The sequence below is a fragment of the Mycobacterium gordonae genome (assembly GCF_001417955.2).
Taxonomy (GTDB): Bacteria; Actinomycetota; Actinomycetes; order Mycobacteriales; family Mycobacteriaceae; genus Mycobacterium; species Mycobacterium gordonae_B.
Genome location: NZ_LKTM01000223.1, coordinates 107,972 through 121,834 on the forward strand (window position 1 = coordinate 107,972; position 13,863 = coordinate 121,834).

General features: G+C 70.1%; 14 protein-coding genes. 7 read left to right on the plus strand and 7 right to left on the minus strand.

Annotated features, from left to right (window positions below):
• Positions 1-24: 24 nt before the first annotated feature.
• Positions 25-1,362: a MinD/ParA family ATP-binding protein gene (locus AO501_RS16665; protein WP_371934974.1), complete on the plus strand. Its 1,338-nt coding sequence runs from the start codon at positions 25-27 to the stop codon at positions 1,360-1,362.
• On the opposite strand, the gene AO501_RS37285 is transcribed toward AO501_RS16665, so the two are convergent.
• Positions 1,359-1,514, minus strand: a complete 156-nt coding sequence (locus AO501_RS37285) for a hypothetical protein (RefSeq protein ID WP_120791670.1) — start codon at positions 1,512-1,514, stop codon at positions 1,359-1,361. The genes AO501_RS16665 and AO501_RS37285 overlap by 4 nt on opposite strands.
• Positions 1,515-1,560: 46 nt before the next feature.
• Here AO501_RS37285 and AO501_RS16670 point away from each other — a divergent pair, with 46 nt between their 5' ends.
• Complete coding sequence (locus AO501_RS16670; protein ID WP_055578748.1) at positions 1,561-1,902, plus strand: DUF4229 domain-containing protein; 342 nt, start codon at positions 1,561-1,563, stop codon at positions 1,900-1,902.
• Positions 1,903-1,905: 3 nt separating this feature from the next.
• Here AO501_RS16670 and fabH read toward each other — a convergent pair whose 3' ends face one another.
• Positions 1,906-2,919, minus strand: a complete 1,014-nt coding sequence (gene fabH / locus AO501_RS16675) for a beta-ketoacyl-ACP synthase III (protein ID WP_055578749.1) — start codon at positions 2,917-2,919, stop codon at positions 1,906-1,908.
• 60 nt (positions 2,920-2,979) lie between these two features.
• Positions 2,980-3,858, minus strand: a complete 879-nt coding sequence (locus AO501_RS16680; protein ID WP_055578899.1) for a 1,4-dihydroxy-2-naphthoate polyprenyltransferase — start codon at positions 3,856-3,858, stop codon at positions 2,980-2,982.
• Between the two features lie 16 nt (positions 3,859-3,874).
• On the opposite strand from AO501_RS16680, the gene AO501_RS16685 reads away from it, so the two are divergent.
• Positions 3,875-4,669, plus strand: coding sequence for an S-methyl-5'-thioadenosine phosphorylase (locus tag AO501_RS16685; protein WP_055578750.1), 795 nt, complete (start codon positions 3,875-3,877; stop codon positions 4,667-4,669).
• Entirely contained in the window at positions 4,666-5,697 is a 1,032-nt protein-coding gene (locus AO501_RS16690; protein ID WP_055578751.1) for an NAD-dependent epimerase/dehydratase family protein, read from the plus strand. The genes AO501_RS16685 and AO501_RS16690 overlap by 4 nt, the downstream gene beginning before the upstream one ends.
• A gap of 5 nt (positions 5,698-5,702) precedes the next feature.
• Here AO501_RS16690 and AO501_RS16695 read toward each other — a convergent pair whose 3' ends face one another.
• On the minus strand, positions 5,703-7,220 hold the full coding sequence (locus AO501_RS16695; protein ID WP_231752523.1) for a hypothetical protein: 1,518 nt from the start codon (positions 7,218-7,220) through the stop codon (positions 5,703-5,705).
• Positions 7,221-7,687: 467 nt separating this feature from the next.
• On the opposite strand from AO501_RS16695, the gene AO501_RS39430 reads away from it, so the two are divergent.
• Genes AO501_RS39430 through AO501_RS16710 form a run of 3 tightly spaced genes read left to right on the plus strand, consistent with a single transcriptional unit; the run spans position 7,688 to position 11,033 of the window.
• Positions 7,688-9,691 (plus strand): hypothetical protein, encoded by a 2,004-nt coding sequence (locus AO501_RS39430; RefSeq protein ID WP_055578753.1) that lies wholly within the window; start codon positions 7,688-7,690, stop codon positions 9,689-9,691.
• Positions 9,692-9,717: 26 nt separating this feature from the next.
• The gene (locus AO501_RS16705; protein WP_055578754.1) at positions 9,718-10,368 is read left to right on the plus strand and encodes a glycosyltransferase family 2 protein; all 651 of its coding nucleotides are present in this window, start codon (positions 9,718-9,720) and stop codon (positions 10,366-10,368) included.
• On the plus strand, positions 10,365-11,033 hold the full coding sequence (locus AO501_RS16710) for a TIGR04282 family arsenosugar biosynthesis glycosyltransferase (RefSeq protein WP_055578755.1): 669 nt from the start codon (positions 10,365-10,367) through the stop codon (positions 11,031-11,033). The genes AO501_RS16705 and AO501_RS16710 overlap by 4 nt, the downstream gene beginning before the upstream one ends.
• On the opposite strand, the gene AO501_RS16715 is transcribed toward AO501_RS16710, so the two are convergent.
• From AO501_RS16715 to AO501_RS16725, 3 genes are all read right to left on the minus strand, one after another.
• Positions 11,020-12,372, minus strand: a complete 1,353-nt coding sequence (locus AO501_RS16715) for a hypothetical protein (protein ID WP_055578756.1) — start codon at positions 12,370-12,372, stop codon at positions 11,020-11,022. The two genes, AO501_RS16710 and AO501_RS16715, sit on opposite strands and share 14 nt — an antisense overlap.
• A gap of 27 nt (positions 12,373-12,399) precedes the next feature.
• Positions 12,400-13,470 (minus strand): o-succinylbenzoate--CoA ligase, encoded by a 1,071-nt coding sequence (gene menE / locus AO501_RS16720; protein ID WP_055578757.1) that lies wholly within the window; start codon positions 13,468-13,470, stop codon positions 12,400-12,402.
• 68 nt (positions 13,471-13,538) lie between these two features.
• The gene (locus AO501_RS16725) at positions 13,539-13,847 is read right to left on the minus strand and encodes a DUF3349 domain-containing protein (RefSeq protein ID WP_055578758.1); all 309 of its coding nucleotides are present in this window, start codon (positions 13,845-13,847) and stop codon (positions 13,539-13,541) included.
• Positions 13,848-13,863 lie beyond the last annotated feature (16 nt).

A 13,863-nucleotide genomic window follows, 5' to 3' on the forward strand; every position in this document is an offset into this window, starting at 1 on the left:
ACAGGCGAGAGAGGGGGAGTGGGAGTGTCAGAGCATCCGACGCCGGGCGCGGGGGCGCCGCGGGTTCACCCGGGCAATGGAGAGAGCGCGGGCAGCCCCAACGTCAGTCCGGATCAGCCGACCGCAGAGTTCAAACCGGCCGCCGACCCCGTCGGCGAGGCACCGACCCGGGCGTTCAGCGGGTTCCGCACCGAACGGCGCAGCGCCGCCCCCGAGCCGGGCCCGGCGCCGTACCAGACCGCCGAGCTCGAGCGTCCGCAGTGGGACGCCGGCCCGACGACGGGGCCGGTCACCGGTGTCACGCGGGTGGACCCGACGGCCTACGGCGCCTACTACCCGGGTCCGCCGGAGAACGCCCAGACCGCCGGTACCCAGGAGGAGCGGCCCCAGTTCCGCCCGGAACCGCTACCGCATGCCCCCTACCCCGAACTGTCCACGACAGTCCTGCTGCGACCGGTCAAGCCGCCGCCATCGGAGGGCTGGCGTCGCGCGCTCTACGTGATGTCGGGTCAGCTGATCAATCTCGGCGAGGGTCCCCGCGCCACCCGGCACAACAACCTGGTCGCCCAGATCAACCGGCCGCTGCGCGGCTGCTACCGGATCGCGGTGCTGTCGTTGAAGGGCGGCGTCGGCAAGACGACCATCACCGCGTCCCTGGGGTCCACCTTCGCGTCCGTGCGCGGCGACCGGGTGGTCGCGGTGGACGCCAACCCGGACCGCGGGACCCTGAGCCAGAAGGTTCCGCTGGAGACCCCGGCGACCGTGCGCCATCTGCTGCGCGACGCCGACAGCATCGACCGGTACAGCGACGTTCGCAGCTACACCTCGCAGAACGCGGACGGCCTGGAAATCCTGGCTTCCGAGAGTGACCCGGCCGTATCGGAGGCCTTCAACGGCGACGACTACACCAAGGCGATCGACATCCTCGAGCGGTTCTACGGTCTGGTGCTCACCGACTGCGGCACCGGCCTGCTCCATTCGACGATGTCGGCGGTCCTGGCGAAGTCCGATGTGCTGATCGTGGTCGCCTCGGGCTCCATCGACGGCGCCCGCAGTGCCTCGGCGACGCTGGACTGGCTGGAGGCCCACGGTTACGAGGACCTGGTGCGCAACTCCGTCGCGGTGATCAACGCGGTGCGTTCCCGTTCCGGCAAGGTCGACATGGACAAGGTGATCGACCACTTCGCGCGGCGGTGCCGCGCGGTGCGGGTGGTCCCCTTCGATCCCCACCTCGAGGAAGGCGCCGAAATCAGCCTGGACCGGTTGAAGCGGGATACCCGCGAGGCCGTCGCGGAGCTGGCTGCGGTAGTCGCCGACGGGTTCCCCGCCGACCAGCGGCGGTCCAACCCGAACTTCGTCTAGCGCGGCTTGTTATCGCCCAATCGTCGCAAGAACTCCGGATCGTCGTCGGGCCCGATGACGCGGGTCTTCGGCGGGCTGGTCTGCGACCGCGCCGCGCGCCAGCCGAGATAGATCAACGTCCCCAGAACAAGGACGACGAGCAGGTAAAGCACTCGACACCTCCTTTGGGCAAATATACCCGCGCCGTAGGCTCAGGCTGTGCCAGAAGCGCCTAACGACAACACCGGTGACCGTTCCGCCGCCGGCCGCGGCGTCGTCGCAGTCCTGCTGTACGTGGCGGCCCGACTGCTGCTTTTCGTGGTTGTCACCGCCGGAATCTACGGGCTCGCGCGCCTGCTCGGCGTGGCTGACTTCCCGCTGTTCGTGGCCGCCCTCGGCGGCCTGATCATCTCCATGCCGCTGGGCATGTGGGTCTTCAGCCCGCTGCGGCGGCACGCGACCGCGACACTCGCGGCGGCCGGTGAGCGCCGGCGCCGCGAGCGGGAGCAGTTGCAGGCCCGGCTGCGCGGCGAGACCGTTGCTCCCGACGGGGACGATTAGCGATCAGTCGCTGTGCAGCGGCATCCGGACGACCTGCGCGGCGTACGTCAGGCCCGCGCCGTAGCCGATCAGCAGGGCCAGGTCGCCCGGTTTGGCCGCCCCGGTGTCCATGAGTTCGGCGATGGCGAGCGGGATGGAGGCCGCCGAGGTGTTGCCGGCATGCTCGATGTCGTTGGCGACGACGGTGTCCGGCCGCAACTGCAGGTTCTTCACCAGCAGGTCGTTGATCCGGGTGTTGGCCTGGTGCGGCACGAAGACGTCGATCTGATCGGGCCCGACGCCGGCGGCCTCCAGTGCCCGACGGCCGACATCGCCCATTTTGAAGGCCGCCCAACGGAATACCGCAGGGCCCTCCAAACGCACAAACGGGCGCGGGCCACTGGGGTTCTGCGCGAACGTGATCCAGTCGATGTCCTGCCGGATCGCGCTGGACTGTTCGCCGTCGCTGCCTGCGATCGTCGGCCCTACGCCCTGAAACGGTGTCTCGCCGACCACCACCGCCGCGGCGCCGTCGGCGAAGATGAAACAGTTGCCGCGGTCGTACATGTCGATCGTGGGGGACAGTTTCTCGGTGCCGACCACCAGCATCCTCCGGGCGCCACCGCCGCGGATCAGGTTGGTCGCCGTGCTCAGCGCGTAGCCGAACCCCGCGCACCCGGCCGAGATGTCAAAGCCGAGAACATCTTTGGCGCCGAGCGCCGCGGCGACCATCGGGGCGGCCGGCGGGGTCTGCAGGAAGTGGGTGTTGGTGGTGACGATCACGCCGTCGATGTCGGACGCCGACAGCGAGGCGTTCTTCAGGGCGCGCCGGCAGGCCTCGGCCGCCATCGAAGCGGCGGACTCGTCATCGGCGGCGAACCGGCGCGTCTTGATTCCGGTGCGTGAGTAGATCCATTCGTCCGACGAGTCGATGTTCTGGCATATCTCGTCGTTGGTGACGACGCGCTCGGGACGGTATGCCCCGACACTGAGCAGGCCGACGTTCGTGGGGCCACTGACCGTGGCGATCTCCGTCATGTACCGCGTCCTTCCCGCCGCCGCCGCACCTTCCCTTATGCCGCCGGGGCGTGATCGACTCTAGGCGTGCCCGCTGTACGCCAGCGCGGCGGCCACGGCAACCGACCACACCACCATGGCCAGGCCGGTGTCACGCAGCACCGGGATCAACTCCCGGCCGCCGCGGCCGGACCGGACCGGGCGGTCGGCGCGCAGGGCCAGCGGCGCGGCCACCAGACCCGCAGCGCACCACGGGGTGGCAAGCATCAGCACCAGCGTCAGCAGACCAGGGACGACCAGCAGCGAGTGGTAGAGCACACGGGTGCGGCCGTCGCCCAGGCGCACCGCCAGCGTGATCTTGCCGGACTGGGTGTCGGTCGGGATGTCCCGAAGGTTGTTGGCCACCAGCACCGACGACGACAACGCCCCGATACCCACCGCCAGCACCAGGCCCACCCAGTCGACCCGCAGAGCCTGCGTGTACTGCGTGCCCAGCACCGCGATCAGGCCGAAGAAGACGAACACTGCGACCTCGCCCAGCCCCGAATAGCCGTACGGCCGCGACCCTCCGGTGTAGAGCCAGGCACCCAGCACCGAGACGGCGCCCACCGCGATCAACCACGGTGCGCTGACCAGCGCCAGCGCCAGCCCGGCCACGCAACCGACGAACAGGCTCACCAGCGCCGCGGTCAGCACCGCCCGCGGGGCCGCGAGCCGCGAACCCACCAACCGCACCGGTCCGGCCCGCTCGTCGTCGGTGCCGCGGATGCCGTCGGAGTAGTCGTTGGCGTAGTTGACGCCGACGATGAACGACAGCGCCACGGCCAGCGCCAACAGCGCCTTCCACCACACCGCGCCGTGCAGCCATGCCGCGGCGCCGGTGCCCGCGATCACGGGGGCTACCGCGTTCGGCAGCGTGCGCGGGCGCGCTCCGGAGATCCACTGGGCAAAACTGGCCACCACCGCATCCTGCCCTATGCATAAGATTGCGCGGGTGCTCGGAGTGATTGGCGGTACCGGCTTCTATACGTTCTTCGATTCAGACACCCGAACCGTCCAGCCGGACACCCCCTGGGGTGAACCCAGTGCACCGATCACGATCGGCGCCGTCGGCGGGCATGAGGTCGCCTTTCTGCCGCGCCACGGCGCCAAGCACGAGTACTCGGCGCACACCGTCCCGTACCGGGCGAACATGTGGGCGCTGCGTGCGCTGGGCGTTCGGCGGGTGTTCGCGCCCTGTGCGGTCGGCAGCCTGAATCCCCGGATCGAGCGGGGCGCGGTGGTGGTGCCCGACCAGCTCGTCGACCGCACCAGCGGCCGGGCGGACACCTATTTCGACACCGGCGGTGTGCACACCAGCTTCGCCGACCCGTACTGTCCGACGCTGCGCACCGCGGTCACCGACCTGCCCGACGTGGTCGACGGCGGCACCATGGTGGTGATCCAGGGTCCCCGCTTCTCCACCCGGGCGGAGAGTCAGTGGTTCGCCGCCGCCGGGTTCAGCCTGGTCAACATGACCGGATACCCGGAGGCTATCCTCGCCCGCGAACTCGAATTATGTTATGCAGCAATAGCTTTGATCACCGACGTGGATGCCGGGGTGGCGGTTGGTGAAGGCGTGAAGGGCGTCGATGTGTTCGCTGAGTTCGGGCAGAACATCGAGATGTTCAAGCAACTGGTGCGCGCCGCGATCGGTCGCGTCGCGGCCGAGCGCACCTGCACACACTGCCTGCAGCACGCCGGGGTGCCGTTGCCTTTCGAGCTGCCATGAGGGTGCTGCTGACCGGAGCGGCCGGATTCATCGGATCGCGGGTGGACGCTGCGCTGCGGGCCGCCGGTCATGAGGTGGTGGGCGCCGATGTGTTGCTGCCCGCCGCGCACGGTCCGGATGCCGTACTACCGGAGGGTTGTCGTCGGGTCGACGTCCGCGATCCCGACGCCCTCGCCCCGCTATTGGCCGGGGTGGACGTGGTGTGTCACCAGGCCGCGATGGTGGGCGCCGGGGTGAACGCCGCCGATGCGCCCGAGTACGGCGGCCACAACGATTACGGCACCACGGTATTGCTGGCGCAGATGTACGCCGCCGGAGTGTCGCGGCTGGTGCTGGCGTCGTCGATGGTGGTCTACGGGCAGGGTCGCTATGAGTGCGGTGAGCACGGACTGGTCGACCCGCAGCCACGGCGACGCAGCGACCTGGACGCCGGCAACTTCGAGCACCGCTGCCCGCGCTGCGGTGAACCGGTCGGCTGGCGGTTGGTGGACGAGGACGCCGCGCTGCGCCCTCGCAGCCTCTACGCGGCCAGCAAGACCGCGCAGGAGCACTACGCGCTGGCGTGGGCGGAGGCCACCGGCGGTTCGGTGGTCGCGCTGCGCTACCACAACGTGTACGGGCCGGGCATGCCGCGCGACACGCCCTATTCCGGGGTGGCGGCCATCTTCCGGTCGGCACTGGAAAAGGGTGAACCGCCGCGGGTCTTCGAAGACGGTGGGCAGATGCGTGACTTCGTGCACGTCGACGACATCGCCGCCGCCAACCTCGCCGCGATGGACACGGATCCGGGCGGGTTCACCGCGGCCAATGTCTGCTCCGGGCGCCCCATCGCGATCCGGGAGGTGGCCGACGCGCTGTGTCGCGCGCGGGGTGGTGACCTGTCGCCGGTCGTCACCGGGCAGTACCGCAGCGGGGACGTGCGACACATCGTCGCCGATCCCGCCCGAGCGGCCGAGATCCTCGGTTTCCGGGCGGCGGTGGAACCGATGGAGGGGTTGCGCGAGTTCGCGTTCGCTCCGTTGCGGTAGCCGGCTTACTGACGGTTGTTCGGCGGCCGGAAGATCTTCGGTCGCACCGGCCCGGTGGTCTCGCTGGACCGGAAGATCCGCGGCGCGGGCCCAGGCGCGGACAGCACCGTGGTGGGAGCATCGTGCTCGGTCGGGGCAGCCCCGAACCGCGTGGTCCTGGCCTCCGACGGAGGCGGCGGAGCGCCGGGACGGGTGGGGATCGGCACCGGGGGCCGGGTTCTGGCGACCGGACGCTGGGCCGGCCGGCGCCGGCGCCGCGGCTTGCGGATCTGTGCCGCGACGATGACGGCCGCGAGGATGAACAGGGCCAGACCACACAGCGTCACGTCGAAGGTGCTGGTGATCTGCTGCGCCAGATCGTTGCCGTAGACCGGGCTGACGGACCCGCCCTGCTCGAAGCGCGGGGCCAGCACGACGCCCAGGATCACCCGGGAAACCGTCAGCGTGACGACCAGCCCGCTCAACGCCGTGATCAACCGCGACCGCAGTGCCCCGGACGCCAGCCTGACGCGCAGCCACAGCGCGAGCGCCGCGGTCATCACGTCGAAGGTTGCCAGCGTCAGCGAGTTGTACGGGAAGGTGGGGTAGTTGAGCAGCACCGCGACCAGCAGATCCGTGATCCGCATCAGCGCCGAACCGAAGCACCAGACGACGATCAACGTCAGGCCCTTGCGGATCGCGTTGCGCCACACCTCCCGGTCCCGGTACACCTCAGGCCGGCTGAACAGGGTCAGCGGCACGAACAGGGCCGCTGCCGCGGTCCAGGCCAGATACCCCTCATAGCCCACGCCCGCCGTCGAGGTGTTCTGTGCGATGCCGTGGAACGCGTCGATCTCGCGGCCGGCGGGCAGGGCCCACACCAGCATCCCGGCGAGCAGCGACGAGACGCCCAGGGCGAAGATGGCGAACCGGGACGCCGGGGTGTTGCGCAGGATCCAGCGGGAGGCCACCAGCACCGCCGTCAGCGCCACCACGCCGTACACCACCGCGCTGAGAATGACGGTGGTGTTGCGGGTGCCGAACGCCTCCGAGCCACCCGCGTTCTGCAGTGCGTAGCGCACCCGCCAGCACAGGTTGAATCCAGCGCTCAGCGACGCACCGAACATCGAGATGTAGCCGAGGAGCCGGGCGCCGCGCAGCCACCTCTCGTAGTGCTGTTCTTCGAGGTGGGGGCGGATCAACGCCGGTTGCGCGGCCAGCAGTGCGCCCGCGGCGCCCAGCCACCCGCCCGGCCCGACGCCACCCGGTACCTCCGTGGTGCCGCCCTGCAGGATCGACTCGGCCACGTCGTAGAGGACGAAACCCACGATGAGCACCAGGTAGGGAATGTTGAGGATGAGCCGCAACCGCGCGCTCGAACCTCCGTCGGATCGTCCGCGCGCTACCAGGATCGAGACCAGCGACAGCAGGGTTGCCAGGACGAGCAGCCCCCACCACACCAGGCTGCTGTGCGGGATTCCCAGACCGAAGTAGAGATTCCAGGGGAACACCAACGCCAGCAGAAGCAGGACGACGGCGGCGATGTCGCGGAGCGAGTTGCGCCGCTGCGCGGTGGAGCCGGGAGGCTGTGGACCCGGGGCGGGCCGGCCGGCGCCCGCCGGGCCGGGAGGTGCCGGTCGCGCGCCCACGATCGGGCCCGTCGGCGTGTCGTCGGTGTTCAGGCTCACGATGCCCCCCAGGGATCGAGGTCGGGTGCTGGCGGGGCAGGTTCGGTAGTGTCGCAAGGGAACCCCCTGCCCGGCCCGCTGCGTTGTTCCCTTGCGAACATATTCTCCATTCGGATGTGGGGCAGTGGCTGTGAACAGGTTATGAACGTGAACGGGATCGTTGGTGAGCATCCCTAGGGGGTGGGAATCCGATTACGCTGCGCTCATGGGGCTTGCCTCCAAGCTTTCTCCAAGCCCGAATAACGAATATTGCCGACGGTACAAAGTGTAGTGATGCCGGGACTTAGCTGGTTCTGGGGTAGCCAGCCGAAGGGGAGCCGTAAATGGATGTCGTGTTGGGGGTGGCCGTCACCGGCCAGGTCGCACGCCTGGCTCTGGTTGAGGCGGCCGCTCGCGGTAACCAGGTGCTCGACCAGTCCACGGTCGAGCTGTCGCGTGACCCTGTCACGGACCTGACCGAAACCGTGGTCGGCACCAACCGGCTGCTGGCCGACGAAGGCCACCGGCTGGTGGCCACCCGCCTGGTGTGGTCGGACCAGTACCTGGCTGACCAACTGCGGCAGGCGTTGGACTACGCCCGCGTGCCCAACGTGCAGGTGGTTTCGGAGTCTAAGGCGGCCGGGGCGCTGCTGGGCCCCGGCCGGGGCGCCGCGGCAGTCCTGCTGATCGGCGACCAGACGGCGAGCCTGGCCGTGTCGGGAGATCCGGATGCGCCGCCGACCATCCTGGCGTCGACACCGGTGGAGAACGATCCGGGTGCGACGTTCGACACGTTGATGGCCCAGATTCCCGGGCAGGCCGGCAGCCCAGACGACGTGCTGGTCGTGGGCAGCTCGCCCGAGCAGACCGCGATGTTCGCCGACCACTTGCAGTCCGCTTCGACCATGGGTGTGCAGATCCCGCCGGACGCCACCTTCGCGCTGGCGCAGGGGGCGGCGGCCGACGCGACGATGGCTGCCCCGGTGATCCCTGCCGACGGTCCGGCGGGCGTTGCCGGGTCGTCTCTCGATGCCCCGATGGGGGGGCACCAGGGATTCGCGGGCGGTGGTCCCGGGGGCGCTCCCACATCGTCGCCGGATGCGTCGGGTCTGTCGGCCGGTGGTCCCGGTGGTGCTCCGACGTCGTCCCCGGACGCCTCGGGATGGGCCGCGACGATGGCGCAACCGTCGCTGTCTGGCGGCGGTCCCACTGCGTCCCCGGATGCACCGGGGTTGTCGGCCGGCGGGCCCGGTGGTGGCCCCACTTCGTCTCCGGACGCATCGGGACTGGGTGCGACGATGGCGCATCAGGGTTTTGCCGGCGATGCGACGATGGCCGCCCCGACCGCCTCCCCGGACGCCACCATGGCGGCGCAGGTCCCGGGCGATGCGACCGCGTACGTGTCCTCGCCCGACGCGGGGCAACCCGGCGGCGGGGATGAACAACTGGCTTATTCGCAGGCCAGCGAGTACGACATCCTCCCGGTCGACACCGACGGCTTCGGCGATTACGGCGATGAGTACGACGAGTTCGACGACGGGTTCGACGAGGACGACCCCGAAGCGGCCGGCGGGAAACCGCACAATCTCAGGCGACTGCTGATCAGCAACGCGGTGATGGGGTTTGCGGTACTCGGGTTCGCCTCGCTGGCCGTCGCGGTGGCCGTCACCGTCCGCCCGACCGCGTCCACACTGCCCGTCGAGGGACACCAGAACGCGCAGCCGGGCAAGTTCATGCCGCTGCTGCCGACCGAGCAGCAAGCACCGGTGCCCCCGCCGCCGCCCGAGTTGCCCACTGCGGGTTTCCAGGGCGGCAGCATCCCCGCGGTGCAGAACATCCCGCGCCAGGCGCCCGCCGCTCCCGCACCCGTCCCTGAGCCCGTCGCTCCGGTCCCCGTTCCGGCGCCCGTGCCGGTACCGATCTTCATTCCGCCGTACCCGGGCTGGCAGCCCGGCATGCCGACCTGGCCGATCGTGACGCCGCCGACGACTCCGCCGACGACGGAGTACACCACTCCGCCGACCACGCCACCCACGACGCCGCCGACGACTGCGGCCGTGACTACTCCGCCCACGACGTACGCGCCGCAGCCGACTACGGCTGCTTCCGCGCCTACTACCTATGCGCCGCAGCCCACCACCGTGGCGCCCAAGCCGACCCAGGCGCCGCAACCCACGCAGGCCCCGCAGCCGACGTATGCACCGCAGCCCACGCAGGCGCCGCAGCCCAGGACTCAGGCACCGCAAACCCAGGCGCCGCAGACCGTGGCCCCGAAGCCACCGACTCAGCAGGCACCCAAGCCGCCGTCCGGCGGCAGTGGCGGCAGTGGCGGCAGCGGTCCCCGGTGAGTTGATTCGGCGGCGTCAGGGTTCCCATGTCTGAGGTGACCGTCGTTCTGCCCTGCCTGAACGAGGAAGAGTCCTTGCCCGCGGTGCTGGCCGCCATCCCGGCCGGTTACCAGGCGCTCGTGGTGGATAACAACAGCACCGACGGGACCGCCGCGGTGGCCGCCCGCCATGGTGCCCGGGTGGTCGCCGAGTCGAGGGCCGGATACGGCGCAGCGGTGCACGCGGGTGTGGTCGCGGCCACCACGCCGATCGTCGCGGTGATCGACGCCGACGGCTCGATGGACCCCGGCGACCTGCCCAGACTGGTCGCCGTACTGGATGGCGGCGCCGACATGGTGACCGGGCGGCGCCGCCCGGTGGCCGGCCTGCACTGGCCGTGGGTCGCCCGGGTGGGCACCGTGGTGATGAGTTGGCGGCTGCGGACCCGCCACCGACTACCGGTGCACGACATCGCGCCCATGCGGGTGGCCCGGCGCCAGGCGCTGCTGGATCTCGGCGTCGAGGACCGGCGATCGGGCTACCCGCTGGAACTCCTGGTTCGCGCGGCGGCCGCCGGCTGGCGAGTTGTCGAACTCGATGTCAGCTACGGTCCCCGGACGGGCGGCAAGTCCAAGGTCAGTGGGTCGCTGCGGGGCAGCGTCACCGCGATTCTGGACTTCTGGAAGGTGATCTCGTGACTCTGCCGGTCACGGTGCTGGTGGTCGCCAAAGCGCCCGAGCCTGGGCTGGCCAAGACCCGGCTGGCGGCGACGGTCGGAAACCGCGTCGCCGCCGAGATAGCCGCCGCCGCGCTGCTCGACACGCTCGACGCGGTGGCCGCGGCCCCGGTGGCCGCGCGAGTGGTCGCCCTGACCGGCAATCTGGACAATGCCGCCGGGACAGCTGAGCTCCGGGAACGGCTCGGCGCGTTCACCGTCGTCGAACAGCGCGGCGACGATTTCGCCGAGCGCCTGGTCAACGCCCACGCCGACGCGGCGAGCGCGGGCTATCCGGTGCTGCAGATCGGGATGGACACGCCGCAAGTCAGCGCCGAGTTGCTGACCGACTGCGCGCGCCGGTTGCTGGAAGCTCCGGCCGTGCTCGGAATGGCGCAGGACGGTGGCTGGTGGGTGCTCGGGGTGCGCAGTCCGGAAGCCGCCCAGTGTCTTCGCGGCGTCCCGATGTCGCAGTCCGACACCGGCAATATCACGCGTAAAGCGCTGCAGGACAAGGGTATTGAGGCGGCTCTGGTGCCGGAGCTGGCCGATATCGACGTCATCGGCGACGTAGCAGGGGTGCGTGCGGTGTGCGGACGCACCAGTCGCTTCGCTCGCGCCACCGAAGGCGTCGCTACCAGTTCGTGAAGATCACGCTGTTCAACAGCAGCGCCCCAGCCGCGTTGACCGCCAGCCACGCCCGGTGCGAGCGCACCGGAAGCAGCGCCGGCGCCGCGGTCAGCCAGACGGTGAACGGCAGCCAGATCCGCTCGGTCTCGGCCTTGCTCAGCATGCTCAGGTCGGCGCAGACGATGGCGGCCAGCACGGCCAGCAACAGCAGGTGCAGGCCGCTGCGACGACGGATCGCGGCCAGGTCGAAGACCCGGCTGACGCCCGCCACCGAGCCGAACCCGATCGAGCACACCACGCACGCCAGGTTGGCCCAACTCCAGTACTGGAACGGCCGGTCCTTGGCGATGCCCTGCCAATAGCGTTGCTGCACCAGGTGATAGCCGTCGAACCAGTAGAAACCCGCAACCGCGAACGTCGCCGCCACCGCCACCGCTGCCAGCACCGCCGGCCCGAGCGCCCGCAACGCCGCCCGCCAGTCGGCGGCTGAAACGAGCACCGCCAGCGCCGGCAACCCGATCAGCACCAGGCCGTAACTGAGGAAGACTCCCCAGCCGAGCACCAGCCCCGCGGCGGCACCGGCCAGGGCCGGGAACCGGACACCGCCGTGCACCGCCAGCGCCAGCAGCGCGATACCCCAGGCCGCCACACCGGCGAAGTACCCGTCGGCCGATACCGCGACCCAGATCGCCGTGGGGGCCACCGCGACGAACGGGGCCGCGCGGCGTGCCATCTGCTCGCCGGCCAGGGCGCGGACGGCGACGAGTACGGCGGCGGCCGCGCTGGAACCGACCAGCAGGCACCACAGCCCGGCCCAGGCGCCGCCGTGCAGGCCGATGCGGTCCAGCCACACGAACGTCAGCAGCGCGCCAGGCGGATGGCCGGAGACGTGTGTGGTCCACGAATGCGGCTGGAAGTCGACGATCCGGCTCGCGAAGGTGCGCAGCGTCGCTGGGATGTCGGTGATGCCAGGCACTTCCCACAGGTATTCGTCCCGGGTGGTCAGGCGACCTGCGAAGCCGCGCTGCCAGCCGTCGATCAGCGCCAGCGACAACGCCCACGCGGCCGAAGTCGCCCAGCTGCCGAACAGCAGCGCTCGCCAGGAAAGTCGTTGCGCCACAACGGGACCCCACAACACCACGGCAGCCGCGATGGCAATCGCCGCCGCGGTTCCCCAACTGAAGTGGATATCCCAGTAGCCGAATATCGGAGCGGCGCCGGCGCGCATCGCGAACCGCTCCAACCCGATATCGGAGCGCGGCTTGACGCCGACGTTCATCCGTGGCAGCACGAACGCCGCAGCCACCAGTACGGCCGCGGACGCCACCGCGAGGGTTTCCCGGCGCGCGATCTTCACACCAGCAGCCTATTGAAAGAAAGCAGCCTATTGACCGAAGTGTTGCGCCAACGCCCGGCGGTCGACCTTCCCGATGCCCCGGCGCGGGAGCTCGGAGACCACATGCAACTCCCGCGGTGCGGCAGTGGCGTCCAGGGCGCGCGCGACGTGGGACCGCAGTTCCTGCACGGTCGGCGCTGCGGATACGGCCTGCAGCACAATTGCGGCGACCACCCGCTGGCCCAGCCGGGCGTCGTCAACTCCGAAAACCGCGCAGTCCGCCACGGCGGGATGGGTGAAGAGGGCCGCCTCGACCGGACCCGGCAACACGGTCAATCCGCCGGTGCTGATCGCGTCGTCGATCCGGCCCAGCACCGTCAGGACACCCGAATCATCGACGGAGCCAAGGTCATCGGTGAGAAACCAGCCGTCTTCGAACGGATTCGGATCGACCGGGTTGCGGTAGCCTCTGGCCAGCGTGGCGCCACCCAGCGCGATCCGGCCGTCATTGTGCACCCGCAGTTTCACCCCGTCCAGTGGGATGCCGTCGTAGACGCAGCCGCCGGCGGTCTCGCTCATTCCGTAGGTGCGTACCACCGAGACACCGGCAGCGGCCGCGGCATCGAGCACCGGTCGTGGCGCCGGCCCGCCGCCGAGCAGGATGGCGTCCAGCTCGGCCAGCGCGGCCGTGGCGGCAGGATCGGCCAGCGCCTTGGCCAGCTGGGCGGCGACCAGTGAGGTGTACCGCCGCCCGGATCCCAAACGCGCTATGGCGCCAGGCAATTCAGTAACGTCGAAGCCGGTCGAGACATCGAGTTCGACCGGTTCCGATCCCGCCAGCAGGCTGCGGATCAGCACTTGCAGGCCGGCGATGTGATACGGCGGTATGGCCAGCACCCAGCGTCCGGGTCCGCCGAGGTGCCGGTAGGTCGCCGACGCGCTCGCCCGCAGGGCCGCGGCTGTCAGCAGCGCACCCTTGGGTGCGCCGGTGGTTCCCGACGTCGTCACCACCAGGGCGACGTCCTCGTCGATCTCTTCCCCGACACGCAGGCCGCGAACCGTGGAATCCAGGGCGTGCTCGGGAGAGACGACCAGCGCGGAATCAGTGCCGTCGAGCACCCGCTGCAACGCGGGTAGCAGCTGCCGGGTCGCCGAACCCGGTGCGACCCCCAGTGCCCGCAGGACGGCTATGCGTGGTCCCCGTTGTCGCGCACGTCATCCAGGGGCCAACCCTGGGCGGCCAATCGCTTACGGACGCGCTCGACGTCATCGGGCGACGGCAGTTCGTCGGTGAGCTGGGTGATCGCGACGCCGATGTCGATCTTGTCGATGTTGAGTTCGCCGCGCTGCATCAATTCGTTGGCCACCGTGACGATCTCGTCGTTGGTCAGGCGGCGGGCCAGCAATGCCAGCACGGCGAAGGAATCCGTCGGCGGAATGCCGTCCGGATACCCCGCGCGCAGCCACGAGACGATCGAACTGAGAAAACGGTTCATAGTGCGATCAACTTAC